The sequence below is a fragment of the Streptomyces chattanoogensis genome (assembly GCF_001294335.1).
In the GTDB taxonomy this organism is placed as follows: domain Bacteria; phylum Actinomycetota; class Actinomycetes; order Streptomycetales; family Streptomycetaceae; genus Streptomyces; species Streptomyces chattanoogensis.
Genome location: NZ_LGKG01000137.1, coordinates 84,495 through 99,760, shown reverse-complemented (window position 1 = coordinate 99,760; position 15,266 = coordinate 84,495). Strand labels below are relative to the sequence as shown.

Below are 15,266 nucleotides of genomic sequence, written 5' to 3'. Positions count from 1 at the left end.
ATTCGGGGTCAGTGGGAGATACGCGAGGGAGACGGAGCTGTGGTCCGCGGTGGGCCTGCTCGGGGCGGGGCTGCTGCTCTGGCAGGCTGAGGCATGGAGGCCGGCGCGGGTGAGGTGGCGTGGCGCCAGCGGGTACGTACGGCACCCAGGTCGGCCAGGGCGCGGCGGCTTCCGGCGATCAGCTGGTGGGGGGTGTTGGCCGGGTCGTCGGTGTAGGCGGTGATCCGGGTGGCGACGGCCTGGGCGCGGGCGAGCAGGGCTCGTTGCAGGACCTTCTCGCCCCAGTACTCGGCTGAGCCGACGGGGGCGGAGACGAGGGTCATCAGGTCGCCGGGGGCGGGGCCGCCTGTGAGGAGGCCGCGGTGCTGGGCCTCCCACAGCACGGTGACCGGATCGACAGGATCGCCGCGGTGGACCAGTGAGGTCAGGCACTGCCACAGGGAGGCGTGCAGGGGTAGCGCGAAGTCCTCGGGCATCAGCCACCGCATGTCCTTCAGCTCTGCGGGGTGTGCGGTGGCGGTCGCGAGCAGCAGCCGTTCCTCGTCCAGGGCCTCCTCGCCGCTGTCCCTCGGTGGCGCCTCGGGCAGTACGGTGCGGGGGAGGGAGCCGGGGTGCGGGGCGAACTGCCCGGAGAGGTTCTGCAGGAACCGTCCGAGCGTGTCGGCCTGGGCCAGCGTGGTGGCGGCCGGGTTTGGAAGGGTGGCGTCGGTCGCGGTCTGGGCCAGGCGCTCGGCGTGCATACACAGCATCCGGCGGGCATGGTCGGCCCGGATCATCCGCGCGTACGTCGGCGCGTGCTGCGGCCAGGGGCAGACCTGGATGAGGGTGTGGAGGTAGGAGGCGGTCAGCCCGGGTGCTTCGGGGCGTGCGGCGTCCAGGACGGCGGTCAGCCAGGCCACATCGGTGCGGTGGGTCTCGGGGTCGGGCGGTGGCACGGTGCCCATGGCTGTGAAGAGGGCACCGTGGGCGTGGTTGCTGAAGTGGTCGGCCTCAAGCGGGCTGATGTCGGTGAGCCGGTGGGGGGCTAGGAGGAGCGCGCCGAGCAGGGACTGCTCGGCGTAGTGCACGGGCTGCGGCGGGGGCAGGTCGTCCAGGTCGTCGTCCTCGTACGGGCGGGTGGGGTGGGGCATTAGGCGGCCAGGGTGAAGTCGTCGGGGGTGAGGGTCTTGCCGAGGTACGGGGCGAGGAGGTGAGCGGCGAGCCGGGGCGGCACCGCGTTGCCGACCTGGCTGAAGACCTGGCCCTTGTTGCCTTGCCAGGGGTAGTCGGCGGGGAAGGTCTGCAGCACGCCGGCCTCCTGCGCGGTGATCCGGATCGGATCCGGCGCCGGGGCCGCGCCTATGTCGTCACTCATGGGCTCGGCGACCCAGGTGCATTCGTTGGCGCGGTGGCCGAAGAACAGCGTTCCGGCCGGCTCATTGACTGCGCGTATGGTGGCGTTGGCCTGGTTGTTGCTGCGCAGCGACCATGACCAGCGCTGGGCCTCGACAGCGTCAGCGGGGCGGGGAGCGCCAGCGGTACGGCTCTCCTCGCGGCCGGTCTGCTCGCCCTGTCCCGCGTTCGCGTGGCGGCTCTTCAAAAAGACACCCGAACCGGACGGTTGAGGCTTCCAGGCGCCGCGCTGCCGGGCGTCTGTGAGGGTCTTGCGTGATCCGGAGGGGAAGGGCTCGGGCCCGCCGCCGGGGCCGCCGCCGGCGCACACGGTCGGCACGGGACGGTCGGTGGCGCCCCAGCCGAGGGCCTCGGCCATGGACACCCACCGTGCGCGGCCCGGCCCGAACAGCGACTCGGGTTCAGCGTCCCTGGCGTGCGTGGGCGGCGGGGGCTCGACGGTCCGCGTGCGGGAGGCGAGCAGGATCGCCCGCCGCCGGCTCTGCGGAACCCCGTAGTCGGCGGCGTTCAAGGTCCCGGTCCACACCGAGAAGCCCCAGCTACGGAGGATTGCGGCGTACTGACGCCACAGCGGCAGCACGTGGGGGACTTCCTCCATGGCCACCCATTCCGGCTGGCCGACCGTGTTGAGGGCGTGCAGGTAGCGCATCGGCTCGGCAGCCAGAAGGGACCGCTCGTCACGGCAGGCGGCGAGGATCTTCTCGCGGGTGTCGCGGCCCTGGGCGAGATCGGTGACGGCCTGGTGGACCAGGGGCTGGTCGATGAGCCCAAGGCGCTTGCCTGCCATCGACCATGCCTGGCAGGGAGGGCTCGCTATGAGCCCGACGGTCCTGCCGAGGAAGGGCGAGACCGGGTACAGCGCCACGTCGGTGCGAATGGTCAGCTGGCCTGCCGCGGCACGGGTTTTGCAGGCCCATTCGTCCCATTCCATGCCCACGTCCCGTGCGCCGAGAACGGTCAGGGCGTGGCTCCATCCGCCTGGACCCTTCTGTCGGCAGAGCCTGTGTCCCTCGGCCCGGTGTCGCTTTGAGCGGCGGTTGGGGGTGTGGTGTCGGGTCTTGTCATCGTGTCGCTTTCGACTGCAGGTATGTGCGGCTCTCGTGATGAAGGTCACCTCCGTGAGGTCGGGGCGGTGGAAATGTCAGCTGCATGAGCCGATAGCACCGGTAACTGGGCGCCGGGGAAGCGTTGTTATCTTCGTGTCGGCCGTGGTCTGCTCGCGCAGACGCTCGATCTCATGCTGCTGGGCGGCAATCCGGGACAGCGCGAGTTGCTTGAACGCCTTGAGGTCGGCGAGTTCGGTATCGCATTGTTCGAGGCGCTTCTTGAGCGCCTCGTTGGCCTGCTTGAGTCGTTCGATCTGCGCGGCCTTTGGGTCGGGGATCGTTCCGGCCTGGCGAAGGGTCGTGAGGCGCCGATCGAATTCCTCGGCCAGATGCTGGTATGGCCCGGGCTGTGGGGTGCTGTCGCGGTTCTTCTTCGGGTAGAAGCCCGTGCGGGGCACCTCGGCCATGCGGGCGAGGGTCTTCAGGTCGGTGCTGCCGTCGGGCGGTACTTCTCCGCTGAGTAGGCGTTCCATCGCGGCGCGTATGGCTTGCTCATTGCGGGCCCGGGTCTCTGCACTGATGCGTGCCATCTGGCTGGTTTCTCTTTCACGTGGTGGCGTCGATGGCGGCGAGGACTGCAAGGTCGCGGTCCAAGTCGGTCTGAAGCCGGGCTTTTTCGGATTTCTGTCGGCGGGCGATGGAGCCGATGAACGCCTGCTTGGTCTGGGTGCTGGTGGCCCAGACGGGCCGGTGGCAGGGATGGTGGGTGGCCTGGGGACAGCGCGAGGAATCACACATGCCCACCAGGGGCTTCGTCGCCTCGGGGGTGCCGGCCAGTTTCAGGCACAGTGCCTTGGACGGGTCGGTGAACCAGCAGTAGTTGGCCACCCCGAGGTGCAGGACCTCGGCGCGGGCGGCCAGGAGGTCGCGGACCTGCTGATCGTTGTCCACGACGACGGAGTCCTCGGCGCCCGTGCGCGCGAGCTGCCCGTCGACGCTGGCGAAGAAGTCGATCAGGTCACGAGCACCGGGGCCCGCGGGGAGGTGCCCCTGCTGGTAGCGTCGGAACTCGGTCAGGACGAGGTCCTTGTTGCGCTCGTTCTCCTCGGCGTTGACTTCGGCCAGGAACTTGGCCTGAGCGCCGCCTGGACGCGCCGCGTAGCCTTCGGTTGTGACCACGGACAAGTGCTTGAGCTGCACTTTTGCTGCCAAGAGGCCGCCGGGCCGGTAGGCGATTTCCAGGGCGAGCGTGCGCCGCAGCATCCGTGCGGTCAAGGGTCCGTCGGGGATGGGTGCCAGTCCCAGTCGCTGGCCCGCGGGTCCGTTCACCCAGTTCCGGAACGTGGTGAAGCGGGTGCGGTCCAAGGGACCGGTGACCAGCGGGTCGCCGATGTCGGCGCCATCGCCGAGGAGTTGTTCGGCGACCTCGGCCGCGTCATACGCTTCCTTGACCACGACCCACTCGTCCGCGACGCCGCCCAGCGGCTTGTCCTTGACGACGCGGCTTGCCAGCTTGTAGCGCACCAGTCCCGGCCCGGCTTCCACGGGTGGGACGCGGCAGCCGACGTTCATCTCGCGCAACTCGCTCTGGCGCATCCCGGACAGCGCCACGATCACCAGGTGGGCGGCGGTCTTCACCACCTGGGTCAGCGTGCGCAGGTCCCGCTCGGCCAGCGGCAGCGACCACGACACCGCCCCTTGGCCGTCGGCCCGCTCCATCAACGCGGCATCACTGCAGAAGGGTTCGGCCACCCCGGCGTCGTCCACGGCCTTCTCGATGGCGGAGCGCATCTGGCCGAGCAGCTGAGGGCCGAAGTTACCCTTCCCTGCCTCGTGGGCGATGGCACGCAGGTTGACCCTGGCCAGAGGGTCCTCGTTGCCCAGCCCCCAGGTCCGGATCTTGGTCCGGGCGGGAAGAAGGTGAAAGGGCCGGCGGTCGGTGACATGGCGGCGCAAGACCTCCTCCAAAGCGGCCGGGTCGGCGAGCGCGGAGGACGGCAGTGACGTCCGGGCGGCATCCTGGTGCCACTTGGTCTCCAGCTCGCGCACCAGGTGCGGAGCGAGGGCGTGCACGAGGTAGAGGGCGGCGGCCAGCAGCGGCTGGAACACCTCGTCCGCCATGGGCTGGGTCTTGTTCTCCGCCGGACCGGAGTCCGCGCCGGCGACCTCGTTGGCGGTGTGCCCGGCGAAGGGCCGCAGGCCCTCGCGGTAGCGGTCGGTGGTGAACAGCTCGCCATACTGCACCAGGCCCAGGATCGCCGAGGCGACGAGCTTGTGGACGCTCTCTCGGTGCGGGGTCTTCGCGCCGTTCGGGCGGTGTGTCGCCCGGTACTGAGCGAACGAAGTGCAGTGATGTTCGGTCACCTCGTCCAGGTGCCGGACGCCGCGGACTGTCAGCCAGTTCAGCCAGCGGACCAGCTCCAGCAGCTCCGCGTAGATCGTGCCGATCGCCTTGATACTGCGGTTGGCGTGCGGCAGCAGACGCACAGCCTCATGCCTGGGGGCCATCTGGGCTGCGGCGTACTCCTTGGCCACGGTCTTCCACCGCGGGTTGGTGATGCGGGTGAAGTCCAGGCGCCGGGCGCACTTCGCCAGGTAGGCGGGCATGCCGATGACCTGGGTGAAGTCCCAGATGTCGTCCTCGAACACAGAGCGGGGTGCCCCGGTGGGAAGCGTGAAGCCGACCAGCCGGCACAGGTCGGCGCCGGCGAACGGCGACGCAGCGTTGCCCGCGGGCTGCGAGGTCGGGCGGGTGGGCGTGATCATCGGGTGCTTTCCTCCGGGTGCAGGGGGATTTCGTCGTCGGTGTCCGCGACCTCGGTGGCGGCCCGGGCGAGCTGGGCGGGGTCGTACTTGGACAGGACCTCGTCGATCCGCTGGGCGTAGTGGCCGAAGACGGCCATGAACTGGGCGGCGGGTAGCTGCTGCCACTGGCGGGCGAAGAATGCCTTCATCCGCAGCAGGTTCACCGCGTGCGCGGGCGTGAACAGCGCAAGCGGACACAGCAGGCAGACCCACGGACGGGCCGGACACGGCTTGCCTTTGGGGCCGTGCACTCCCGCGAGCGGGTCGGCGCAGGACGCCACGAACACGTCGCGCTGCCCACCGACCAGCTCGGCGATCGCTGCCTCGTCAAGCTCCAACTCGCTGACGAGCTGGGGAAACTGGTCCGCGAAGAGGGCGATGTCCTGCTCGCTGAGCACCATCGGCGGGCGGCTCCTGCGCAGCAGGTCGCCCTGGGCCTGTTCCACAATCTCCTCGACCGAGTTCTTCTGGGCCGTCGTCATGGCGGACAAGTAGTGATCGCCCTCGACGGCCGGGGAGTGGTTGGGGTCGATGGTGGAACGGCGGCTGCCGAACCACGAACCCCGGTCGCGATGCGACTCGAAGGTCGTGCGGATCACGTGGCGGTGGAGGCGGATCACGGCGCCGTTCGCATCGACCACACCTTGATCATTCACCCACTGGGTCAGTGTGGTGCGGTAGGGGCGACTGATCCGCCAGGGACCTCGCCGGTAGGGACCTGAGGCGGTGGGCTCGAACCGCAGCCACAGCCCCTCGCGCAGCTCGGGCGGGCAGTGCACGCGGAGCAGGGCGGAGTGCTCGAGCCAGCGCTCCAGCAGCCGCACGGCCTTCTTCGACAGGGTCAGGCTCTCGTGCGAGGTGCGGCCCTTGAGGTATTTCAGCAGGATGGTGGCCTGCCCGGCCCACTCCAGATCCTCGACGCCCAGGTCGTCGATGCCGTCGGGCACAATCCCGGTGTAGACGCCGAACAGCAACTGGTAGGCGAGCATCACCCGCGGCCCGGGGAACAGAGCCTGGCGCTGGATGTGCACGGGACCGATCCGGTATCGCGCCTGGCTACTCGTCCAGCCGTCCTGTGCCCCCAGTTCGGCTGTGGTGGCGGGCCCGTGGTGGACCATCTGCCAGCAGATGTTCTCGTGTGTCCAACCGTGCGCGTACGGATCCTGACCTGTCTCGGCTGCGGCTCGGGCCGACCAGTGGGCCGCCCAGGACTCCTTGATGACTCTCCGACAGGCATCGGCCAGGTTCTGCCAGGCGACCTCGTCATAGGGATCGTGCGGCTCGTAGCCGGGGTACCTGTTGTAGAGGCGACCGCCCACCAGTGCTCGCACATCCGGGGCGAGTACGCCGGTCTCCGTGTCCAGGGCCGCCAGGAGGCTACGGCTCTCCGCCTCACGTCGGTTGCCGGCCGACCACCACAGCTACGCGAGCGTCGCGCGGGTCAGACCCGCCACACCGCCCTGATGGCCGCGCTCGGCGAGCGCCGCCACGAACCAGTCGATCGTGCCCTTGTGCTTCTCCAGTGTGCGGTGCGAGTCGCCGTTGCCGTGTGGGTGCATCAGGTAGACCAGGCCGGTCAGCAACTCCCGGGTCAGTACCGGGTTGAGGGCATCATCGACCTTCAGCACCGACGTGGTGCCCCGGGTGAAGGTGCAGGACAGGCGCAGTGGGTTCTCCAGGATCTCCGCGGGCATCAGATATCGTCGTCCCCGTCGAATTCGTCGTCGGCTTCCCGCTCCGCCTCAGCCAGCAGAGCGTGGTCATCGCCCGCACGCTCGTAGGCGTCGCGGTAGATCCGGGTCGTATCCAGGCGCCGGAGGTAAACCTCCGTGGTCAGGACGCTGGAATGGCCGAGCAAATCCCGCAGCACCATGACCGGATCGGTCTTGCTCAAATAGAGAGCCAGGGCCGCGTCCGCGTCGGTGTCCTTGACGAGCTTCGCCGCCTGGGCGTAGTAGCCGCCGACCAGCCGCTCCAGCGTCCTGATCGCGAACGTATGGCGGCACCGGTGCGGGGCGGTGTGGGGAAACCGAGGCTCGAACCGCTCCCGGATGCGCTGCGAAGTGCGCTTGAAGACGGTGTTCCAGTCCAGAAACGGGCTCCCGTCCGCCTGCAGGGCCAGCAGCATTGAGCCACCGCCCGGGGCCACCAGCAGTCGGCGCTCGCGCGGCGTCAGCTCAGCCCAGGCCACCCGTTCCCCGTTGACCCGGCCGCCCAGTTCGTCAGCCTCGGTCACCACCAGCGGGTCACCCCAGCGCGTCGGCGGCTGCCACGACGAGCCCATCGCCGCCAGCGCGCGCTGCATCCGCATGTACTGGTGCAGTCGGGCCAATGCGTCATACGTCGTCCAGGTGGTGCGGAACTTCCGGCCTTTGGTGATCCCGGCCGGCACCGGCACCCGAATCGGCAGCGGCGACCGCCGCCGCGGCAACGCCGGCACCTCGCACGGCAGCAGATGCGTGAACTCCTGCCGCCGCATCCCGTTGGACAGGGCGAACCCGCCCACCGCCGCATTGCGCGCCGTCGTCCGCCCCCGGTAGCACGGGTCCTCGCTGCCGTCCGGGCACAGCCCTGCCAGCCCCTGCAGGAACAGGCCCTCGAAGTCCTCTTCGAAGTACTTGATCGTCACATGGGCCTTCGGCATCCGGCGCTTGGCCAAGTTCACCTGCCGCATCCGCACCCGGTCGCCGTACATGGTGACGGCTTGCTTGTACGTGAACGGCACCGCACTCGCGTACTGCTCATCGAGCGCCCATCCGTACAGGGTCGACAGGATGCTCATGTGCTGGTTCCAGGTGGAGGCTGCAAACCGCGCTTCCACCGGGCCGATCGCCCGATGCACGGCGTACGCGCTCAGGCCGCGCTTCAACTCCGCGCGGGCGTCGAAGAGGCGGATGCCCCGTTCGGCCAGGAACACGGTCCAGTCCCGCGCGACTCGGGCATAGGTCTCCCACGAGCCCGGCGCCGGACAGCCGAGCGCTGGGAGTTCCTGGAGCCACCGGTTGAGCACTGTTGTTGCGCGAGGGCCAGCTGCGTCTTCGAAGCGGAGGTCCTCGTCGATCAGTACCGGCATGCGCTCGGGGATGGTCGGCTGGCTCGACAGCCCCCAGGACTCCCAGTCGGTCGGTGAGAAGTACGTCATGAACATCTGCGAGACGGTACGTATGCGACTCGGGTAATCGCAACGCGCAAACCCGCAGGTCAGAAGGGGCGGATCCCTCGAATGAGACATGACCACTCTGCCGACAGAAGGACCCGCAAAAAGGTCCAGGATGGTCAAGAAGCCAGTCCAAAGTTCTCCTGCACCGGCTCAACCTCACCGCGGCAGGCCCACGGGGAACAGCCGTCGATGACGCCGCTTTCCAGCTCGTCCAGGTCCTGTGCGGTTTCGGTGAGTTCCTGTTGTATCGCTGCCCATTCAGCGGCGGTGACATGGTCGATGGGGGCATCGCTGAGGGGTACGCGGGAGCGGTGGAGAAATGCCTCGCCCAGCAGTGTGTTGCCGGTGGCGTTGGCGCGGGCATTCCCCTTCCGGATCGCCGCGTCGAACTCCACGACGTCTGCCCATTCCTCCGGTGAGGTGTCGCGGATGCGGCGCCATTGGGCGTTGCCGTGATATGGGCAGCCGAGGCAGCTCGATTTCGGGGTGTCGGCCAGCCCGAGCGATGTCAAGTAGCGAATGCAGTCACTGCGTGACCAGTCCATGTCGATGAGGGGGTGCCGGTTGTGCATGTACTTGACGTCGGCGTCCTTCGCTCGATGGAATTCGTCGGTGGAAATGCCCGCCCACTGCTCAACGAAGATGCCCTTGGGAATGCGTGTCGGATACGGGTAACCGAGCAGTTCCCGTACCTTCTTCTTGATCGGCTTGATCTTGTACTCCCCGGTGCACTGTCTCCGGGTCATCCCGGCCTTGCCGTCCTGGTTAAGGATGTGTAGGGGCATGCTGGCGAACCGGTGATCGGGGTCCAGGGCGTCCTTGCGAATGTTGCCGGAAGAGACGCGCAGAACAGGAATTCCTGCCGGGTTGGCTATCTCGCGTTCCAGGCGGTCGAGGTGGGAGTACACGGCGTGGGGTTCCCAGCCTGTGTCGGCGAAAATTGCGTAATCGACCTTCGGGAGTATCCCCTCGGCCGAGAGGGCGAGCATGGCGCTGGACTGGATTCCGGCGCCTAGAGAAATGCACTTGAATGTGGGGGATGCGGAAATGGTTGCGTCCTTGCGGATGAGGCGGGGAGGGGGCGGAGGGTCAGCGCCGGGCAGGCGCTGAGGACGGCGCGGCGGGCAGCACGGGGACTGGTGTCGTTGCGAGGGTGGTGCGGGCAGTCAGGGGCACTCGGTTGACTCCGTCGGCGAGTTCGTGCAACGCGGCTGTGGCGCTGGCCAGTTGGGCGTGGATCCCGTCGGGCAGCTGGCGCCAGTGGGACCAGTCCCGGGCCCATTCGAGGATGTCGCCTGCGCTGTGCAGTTGGCCGGAGAGCCAGGCGAGGGCTGCTGCCTGCTGGTCGACAGTGGCGCGGTGTGATCGGCTCAGCTGGTCCCATGGCCCCGGCATCGCGCTGGATGCGGCTTCCAGGCCATGGAGCCGGGCGTGCAGCAGCGAGCCGAAGGTCCTCGCGGTCGCCTTCCTGGCGGTGAAGCGCTCGCCGGTGCGCGGGTGCGGGTCGAGACCGAGAAGGACGTCGTCCGGGTCGATGGCCGGCGAGATGAAGTCGGCCAGGACGCGGGTGATGTCCTCCGGGGCGGGGTCGGGACCGGTTGTCACCGCGGTCGGGGCGGCGGGCTGCGCTGCCGGGGGGTGGGGCAGGGCGAAGGCAGGGCTCACGTGGCTGATCTGGTCGGCGAGCTGGCGTATCGCGCCGGCTGCGTCTTGCAGCCAGGCGCGGGCGTGCCTCGGCAGGTGCAGCCAGTCCTGCGTGCGGTCGAGGAGCTGGGCTGTGCTGGGCAACTGGGAGGCGAGGTGGGCGACGACGGCCTCCTGCTGATGCTCGGATGTGCACGCGAGGGCTCTCAGCCGCAGCTCGTCCAGGTCTGAGGGCAGTGGAGCGGGATCGGCGGGTCGGCCGTAGAGCCGGGCGTGCAGCGTCGCGAGGTAGTGGTGGATGGATCCGCCGCCGCTGCGGTGGTTGAACAGGGAGGCGACCCGTGGCCGGGTCTTGTAGCCGATGAGGACGTCACGGATCGCGATGTCGGGAGCGATCATGTCGGCCAGGGCGCGGGCCAGTTGGTGCGGGGTGGGGTGAGCGGGGTGCGTGCGGATCTCCAGGCAGAGTGAGGGGACGGGGCGGCGCGACCGGGAAGGATCGGGCGGTGGGCCGCTGCCCGCAGCGGCGTGGGTGGCTGTGTCGCCGGTTCCAGGGCGGTCGCAGGCGCGGGATGCGCAGGAGGCTCCTCGCGCCTACGACCGCTGGTGAACGAGGTGGTCGCGCTTGGTTCAGGCAGCCAGGCCGAAGTCACCCTTGTCGATGGCCCGCTGGGTAATGGCGTCGGACGCGCGCTTCGAGGCGGCGGACAGCTTGTCCGCGCCGGGCTCCTTGTACCAGGGGCACAGGTCGAGCATCGCGACACGCATGCCAGTCGCCAGGGCGATGGCGGTGCCCTTGGGCAGGGCGCGGATCGCGTCGGCGGGCAGGATGCGTTCCTGCCGCATCGACACCGATGTGGACTTGCCGGAGTCGGAAGTCGAGGTGGAGGTGGTCTCGACGTCGTGGTCGCCGATCAACCTCGACAGCTTGTCGGCGAAATCCGGGTCGTCGATTCCGGAGCCGATGACCTTGATGGTGGAGGCGGACCACATGGCGTCCATGCCGGTGTCCCCCCAGACCTTCTGGCCTTGGCGGTAGGACTGCAGGATGGTGATCGGGATGATGCCGCGCGATCCCAGGTGGCTGTACAGGTCGGGGAGATCGCTGATCTTGCAGACGTTGGCGGCCTCGTCGAGGATCGCGAGCATCGGCGGGTCCAGGCGTCCGCCGGCGCGTTCGGCCTGGGCGGTCGCGGCTCGCATCACGGAGTCCGCGCACGCGGCGATCAGCGCCGAAGCGCCACCTCCGCCGTCCTTGGACAACAGGTACAGCGTGTCCTTGCTGGTCACGAACTCGCTCGGCTTGAACTCCTCCGCGTCCTTCTGCGGGGTCACCCACGCGGCGATCCCGGAGTTGAGGAGGGCCGCGGCATACTGGCGGGCCGTCTCGTAGATGCCGTCCCTGGTCTCCGGCGGACCTTCCACGGTCCCCTTCAACTGCGCTGCGACAGCGGCGTGGCCGTGGTCGCGCAGGATGTCGAGCGGTGTGCGGTCGGCGGGGAAAGCCAGCCAGGCCATCACGTCGGTGATCGGCCGCTCGTCGAGGGCTGCGGCCAGGAAGAGCTGGGAGAGGATGTTGGATCCGGCCTTGGACCAGAAGTCGCCCTGTTGGGAGGCGTCCACGGACGCGGCGAGGAAGTGCCCGGCGAGCCGGTTTGCCCCGTCGAGGGTCTTGGCGCCGGCCAGTGGGTTCCACCACATGGCGCGTTCGGCGTGGGCGATCTGCTGGGGGTCCATGGACCAGGTCCGGCCGACGGCTGAGCGTGCTTCGATCGTCGCGGTGTAGGCGTCGCCCGCGGCCTTGTTGGAGGTGAGAAGGACAGGGCCGGGTGCGGCCAGGATGGAGGGGATCGCCAGCGACGTGGTCTTGCCGGAGCGCGGCGCCATGATGGCCACGGCGACGTCTTCGTACCCCATGCGGACCTCGTGCTTTGTGCCTTGGAGGTTGCCCAGGAGGATGCCGGTGTCGGAGGCGTTGATGTGCTTGGTGTCCTTCAGGCTCGGCCGCAGCGAGCGGGCCTTGGCGGTGATCGCCTTGGACATCAACGGCTCGATGTCCTTCGGCGTGGCCATCCCGGCGATCTTCTTCCGGCCGCTGCCGCTTCCCTTGTGGCGTTTCCAGAGCAGGGCGGCGCCGAGGCCGAGCGTGAGCAGTACGGCGATGGGCAGGATGCGCGCGCCGATCAGCAGGGACGTTTCACCGGTGTCGGGCCAGAGCTGCTCGGGGTGCAGCAGGGCCTGAACGGGCTGATACGGGGCGCTGGTTGTGGAGTCGGTGGCCCAGGCGGTGACGTTGCCGCCGAGCCAGGCGAGGTTGGTCAGGGGGACGGCGACGGCGAGAGCGCCGAGAAGGACGCGGAAGGCTATGTCGTAGCCGTCGATGTTCTTCGGGGTGGAGGTGGGCTGAGGCAAGAGGGCGGTTCCAGGGGCGGTGGGGAGAGGGGCGCGCGGGGTGTGCGGTCAGCGGCTGCGGCGCTGCTTCGGTAGGCGGGTGACAGGCGGCGGCGCGGTGATGCCGGCGTGCCGGGCTGCGAGGTCGGCGACGCGCTTGTCCAGCGCGAAGGCGATGGCATCCGCGGGCAGTTGGTGGGTTGTGCGGCGGATGCAGCGGCTGGCGGAGGGAGGCAGCCGGAGGGGATCGCGGGGCAGAGGGGCCTTGTCGGCGAGCGCACGGGTGAAGGCGGCGATCAGGTGTGGCGGGGTGTTGCCGTCGAAGTACGCCTGCCAGATCAGACCCTCGGGGTCTTCGCTGACGAGTGCTCGGGCGAACCAGCAGTTGGAGCCGCTGTCGGTGAAATGCTCGACATGCGCGATTCCATCGGGCGAGGTGAGGCCATCGTGGTCATGGCCATCGCGCCACCCGGCCAGGCGCAGAGGCTCGTACGGATCAGTAGAGGGATCCGATGCGGTGGCGGGATCGGTGAGGGTGTCGGTGACGGCGGCGATGATCTCCACCGGGGTTCGGGCGTCGAAGCGCATCGACCAGGCGGGCCAGTCGCCGATACGGGCGTGGCGGACGCTCCACCAGGGCTGGTCGGGGTCGATGCGCAGCATCGTCTTCTGATCGGGGCTGATCAGGATGACCCGGGGCATCAGCGGGTCGTGCCGGTGACTCCAGCCGCCGGCCCGGTGCAAAGGGACAGTGATCTGGGCGGGATCTCCGCCGCCGGCCAGGTAACGCGGTGCGACGAAATCCATGTCGACGGTTTCGGGGGAGGCGGGCACGGTCACCTGCGCACCGAGGTGGTCCGTCCGGGCGCGGGTACCGCGGTTATGGTCGGCGGCGGCGCCAAGAGCGACGGGGCGTGCTGGGCCGCGGCGTTGATGTCGACGATGGCGTGGCCGTGGGTAGCCCAGTCGTCCAGGTAGCTCCACGACTCGGCGTGATGCTCGGCGAGGGCGTCGTCGAAGGCTGGGGTGCCGGGCCGGGCATCGGCAGGCAGACTCTCTCGCGCCCGCTGCCATTCCTCGTGCAGCGCGTCCAGGCGGTCGAGCGCGGTGTGTAGGACGCCGACTTGGTACCCCCGGTACCCCCAGCGGTTCTGCACCGTGTGGGCAGGCAGGTGGGCTAGCTGCGTTTCAGCCGTGGCCAGCAGGTGACGGGCGCCGGCGCGGATGGTCTCGAACGCCTTGGCGGTGTCGGCGTCGCGCTGGGTCTGGCGGAGCCCGTAGGCGTGGTCGTCGTACGGCCAGCCGTCGGGGTCGGTGTGCTCGTCGGAGTAGGTGTCCCAGGCGTCGAGGATCTTCTTGCTGTCGCGGATGAAGCCGTCGAGGTGGTGCAGGTACGCGCGGTGAGCGGTGGGATCGAGGGAGATGGTGAGGTGTCCTATCGGGATCAGCTGCGAGCGGCCGGGTGGGAGGTGCGGGCCGTCGCGGTCTTCGGCCGCTGCTGCTGGCGGCAGGCGGCGCGTGCCTGCGCGCGGTCGGCGTCGAGTCGGGCGGTGTGCGCCTCGACGACTTGCTGCGGGGTGAGCGGGCTCGGCCGCTGCACGACGCTGTGGTGGGCGGTGCGGTCGTACATGCCGTGCTGCAGCGGCGCGTCATACGGTGAGCGCGGTGACGAAGGCGTTCATCAGCTGAGCGTGTGCGCGCCCGTCGATCCGGGCGTGCCAGAGCCGGGGCCCATCGAGGTGCCGTATCCCGAACTCTGCGTACCAGCCCGGCCCGGTATCGGTGTGCTCGGCCCGCAGCCGCCACCACGCGGAGGTGGCGGCCGGTGGGCCGAACTGCAGACTGTGCCGGCCGGTGGTCGAGGCTCGCCGGCACGATCTCGGGGCTCAGCGGGTCGGACGCGCGGACCATCCGGCTGCGGCCAGACCGTGGGTGACGTGGCGGGCGTCGGCGGGCCCGGCCAGGTGCCGGGGGCGGGTCTCGAACCGGATGGTGCTGTGCGGTTCGTTGGCGCGGGTGGGGATGTAGGGCCGGCTCATCGCCCTGGGGAATCGGCGGGGCGGGCGCCAAACTGACCGTACAGACGCCGTACATCCCAGTGCAGGACGTGCCAGTCAGTGACGTCCTGGGCGGCTTCATGAAAGGCGCCGACGGCCTGGCGGGTCTCCTCGCTCCAGGGAAGCGTGGCCTGCTGGGTCACGATCCGCGTGGCGGCGCGCAGGATGTCGCCGAGCACGATCGGGATGCCGCCGGTCTCGTGCAGCAGCGGTACGAGCAGCGGGAGGGTGTCAGCGAGTGAGGGACCGGTGCGGAGGTAGTCCGCGAGATCCGCGAGGGTGCGGGTGGCCAGACGGACTCGGTCGGGCGTGAGGGCGTCAGGAACGGGCTCAGGGGTGGAGCCCTTGGCTGCGAGCGACGGCGTGGTGCTCACCGAGGCAGTGGGCGGGCGCTGCCCCGAGGGTGTACATGTGACGTCCGGAGCGAAGGTGCGGAACTGCTCATCGAGACCGTTGAGGTGGTCGACCAGTACCCGCAGCGTGTCGAACGCCTCGTCGCTGATGCCCTGCAGGTCTTCGGCGTAGGGGTCCTGCGGGATGAAGTCGCCGCAGGTGTTGCCGATTGCTTCGAAGATCTGGGTGAGCCGGCGAATGGCGCCGTCGTGGCGGTCGACGATCGGGGTGAGGACGTCGGCGATGTCTTCCGGGCGTTCGGAGTGGTCGATCTGCTGGCTGAGTCGCAGGAGTCCGGTGGTGATGGCCTCGATGTCGCGGGGGGTGAGGGCTTCGGGATGGGGCAAGTCGGTGAGCTTTCGGAGAGAGGCGGTGGTG

At 69.2% G+C, this 15,266-nt stretch carries 16 protein-coding genes; all 16 read right to left on the bottom strand.

Features of this window, described 5'->3' with window-relative positions; all coding sequences use genetic code 11:
* Window positions 1-8: 8 nt before the first annotated feature.
* On the bottom strand, window positions 9-1,130 hold the full coding sequence (locus ADL29_RS18175; RefSeq protein WP_053924692.1) for a DnaB-like helicase N-terminal domain-containing protein: 1,122 nt from the start codon (window positions 1,128-1,130) through the stop codon (window positions 9-11).
* Complete coding sequence (locus ADL29_RS18170) at window positions 1,130-2,323, bottom strand: DNA cytosine methyltransferase (protein ID WP_078971088.1); 1,194 nt, start codon at window positions 2,321-2,323, stop codon at window positions 1,130-1,132. Before ADL29_RS18170 ends, ADL29_RS18175 begins: the two co-directional genes overlap by 1 nt.
* A 210-nt stretch (window positions 2,324-2,533) precedes the next feature.
* The gene (locus ADL29_RS18165; RefSeq protein WP_053924691.1) at window positions 2,534-3,028 is read right to left on the bottom strand and encodes a hypothetical protein; all 495 of its coding nucleotides are present in this window, start codon (window positions 3,026-3,028) and stop codon (window positions 2,534-2,536) included.
* A gap of 16 nt (window positions 3,029-3,044) precedes the next feature.
* A complete protein-coding gene (locus ADL29_RS18160) occupies window positions 3,045-5,204 on the bottom strand; it encodes a hypothetical protein (protein ID WP_053924690.1) in 2,160 nt (719 codons plus the stop codon).
* On the bottom strand, window positions 5,201-6,574 hold the full coding sequence (locus tag ADL29_RS18155) for a hypothetical protein (protein WP_211274337.1): 1,374 nt from the start codon (window positions 6,572-6,574) through the stop codon (window positions 5,201-5,203). Before ADL29_RS18155 ends, ADL29_RS18160 begins: the two co-directional genes overlap by 4 nt.
* Before the next feature lie 90 nt (window positions 6,575-6,664).
* Window positions 6,665-6,937: a hypothetical protein gene (locus tag ADL29_RS44565; protein ID WP_053924688.1), complete on the bottom strand. Its 273-nt coding sequence runs from the start codon at window positions 6,935-6,937 to the stop codon at window positions 6,665-6,667.
* Entirely contained in the window at window positions 6,937-8,316 is a 1,380-nt protein-coding gene (locus ADL29_RS18145) for an integrase (protein ID WP_053924739.1), read from the bottom strand. Before ADL29_RS18145 ends, ADL29_RS44565 begins: the two co-directional genes overlap by 1 nt.
* A 203-nt stretch (window positions 8,317-8,519) precedes the next feature.
* A complete protein-coding gene (locus ADL29_RS18140; RefSeq protein ID WP_078971086.1) occupies window positions 8,520-9,392 on the bottom strand; it encodes an adenine nucleotide alpha hydrolase family protein in 873 nt (290 codons plus the stop codon).
* Window positions 9,393-9,492: 100 nt separating this feature from the next.
* Complete coding sequence (locus tag ADL29_RS18135) at window positions 9,493-10,446, bottom strand: hypothetical protein (RefSeq protein WP_053924687.1); 954 nt, start codon at window positions 10,444-10,446, stop codon at window positions 9,493-9,495.
* Between the two features lie 231 nt (window positions 10,447-10,677).
* Window positions 10,678-12,459: a type IV secretory system conjugative DNA transfer family protein gene (locus tag ADL29_RS18130; protein ID WP_053924686.1), complete on the bottom strand. Its 1,782-nt coding sequence runs from the start codon at window positions 12,457-12,459 to the stop codon at window positions 10,678-10,680.
* Window positions 12,460-12,507: 48 nt separating this feature from the next.
* Window positions 12,508-13,278 (bottom strand): SPDY domain-containing protein, encoded by a 771-nt coding sequence (locus ADL29_RS18125; RefSeq protein WP_245689487.1) that lies wholly within the window; start codon window positions 13,276-13,278, stop codon window positions 12,508-12,510.
* Window positions 13,275-13,595 (bottom strand): hypothetical protein, encoded by a 321-nt coding sequence (locus tag ADL29_RS45325; RefSeq protein ID WP_245689486.1) that lies wholly within the window; start codon window positions 13,593-13,595, stop codon window positions 13,275-13,277. Before ADL29_RS45325 ends, ADL29_RS18125 begins: the two co-directional genes overlap by 4 nt.
* A 287-nt stretch (window positions 13,596-13,882) precedes the next feature.
* Window positions 13,883-14,068 (bottom strand): hypothetical protein, encoded by a 186-nt coding sequence (locus ADL29_RS46320; RefSeq protein ID WP_053924684.1) that lies wholly within the window; start codon window positions 14,066-14,068, stop codon window positions 13,883-13,885.
* Window positions 14,069-14,087: 19 nt separating this feature from the next.
* Window positions 14,088-14,279, bottom strand: a complete 192-nt coding sequence (locus tag ADL29_RS46315) for a hypothetical protein (RefSeq protein WP_342671172.1) — start codon at window positions 14,277-14,279, stop codon at window positions 14,088-14,090.
* A gap of 45 nt (window positions 14,280-14,324) precedes the next feature.
* A complete protein-coding gene (locus tag ADL29_RS46310) occupies window positions 14,325-14,477 on the bottom strand; it encodes a hypothetical protein (protein WP_342671170.1) in 153 nt (50 codons plus the stop codon).
* Window positions 14,474-15,235: a hypothetical protein gene (locus ADL29_RS45320; protein WP_245689484.1), complete on the bottom strand. Its 762-nt coding sequence runs from the start codon at window positions 15,233-15,235 to the stop codon at window positions 14,474-14,476. Before ADL29_RS45320 ends, ADL29_RS46310 begins: the two co-directional genes overlap by 4 nt.
* Between the last annotated feature and the right edge of the window lie 31 nt (window positions 15,236-15,266).

Excerpts from the sequence above, each read along its gene's own strand:
- ADL29_RS18170 (WP_078971088.1), bottom strand. The coding sequence starts at position 2,323 with ATGGAATGGGACGAATGGGCCTGCAAAACCCGTGCCGCGGCAGGCCAG.
- ADL29_RS18140 (WP_078971086.1), bottom strand. The coding sequence starts at position 9,392 with ATGCTCGCCCTCTCGGCCGAGGGGATACTCCCGAAGGTCGATTACGCA.
- ADL29_RS18145 (WP_053924739.1), bottom strand. The coding sequence starts at position 8,316 with ATGCCGGTACTGATCGACGAGGACCTCCGCTTCGAAGACGCAGCTGGC.
- ADL29_RS46320 (WP_053924684.1), bottom strand. The coding sequence starts at position 14,068 with ATGTACGACCGCACCGCCCACCACAGCGTCGTGCAGCGGCCGAGCCCG.
- ADL29_RS46310 (WP_342671170.1), bottom strand. The coding sequence starts at position 14,477 with ATGAGCCGGCCCTACATCCCCACCCGCGCCAACGAACCGCACAGCACC.
- ADL29_RS18175 (WP_053924692.1), bottom strand. The coding sequence starts at position 1,130 with ATGCCCCACCCCACCCGCCCGTACGAGGACGACGACCTGGACGACCTG.
- ADL29_RS44565 (WP_053924688.1), bottom strand. The coding sequence starts at position 6,937 with ATGCCCGCGGAGATCCTGGAGAACCCACTGCGCCTGTCCTGCACCTTC.
- ADL29_RS18160 (WP_053924690.1), bottom strand. The coding sequence starts at position 5,204 with ATGATCACGCCCACCCGCCCGACCTCGCAGCCCGCGGGCAACGCTGCG.
- ADL29_RS18165 (WP_053924691.1), bottom strand. The coding sequence starts at position 3,028 with ATGGCACGCATCAGTGCAGAGACCCGGGCCCGCAATGAGCAAGCCATA.
- ADL29_RS18135 (WP_053924687.1), bottom strand. The coding sequence starts at position 10,446 with ATGATCGCTCCCGACATCGCGATCCGTGACGTCCTCATCGGCTACAAG.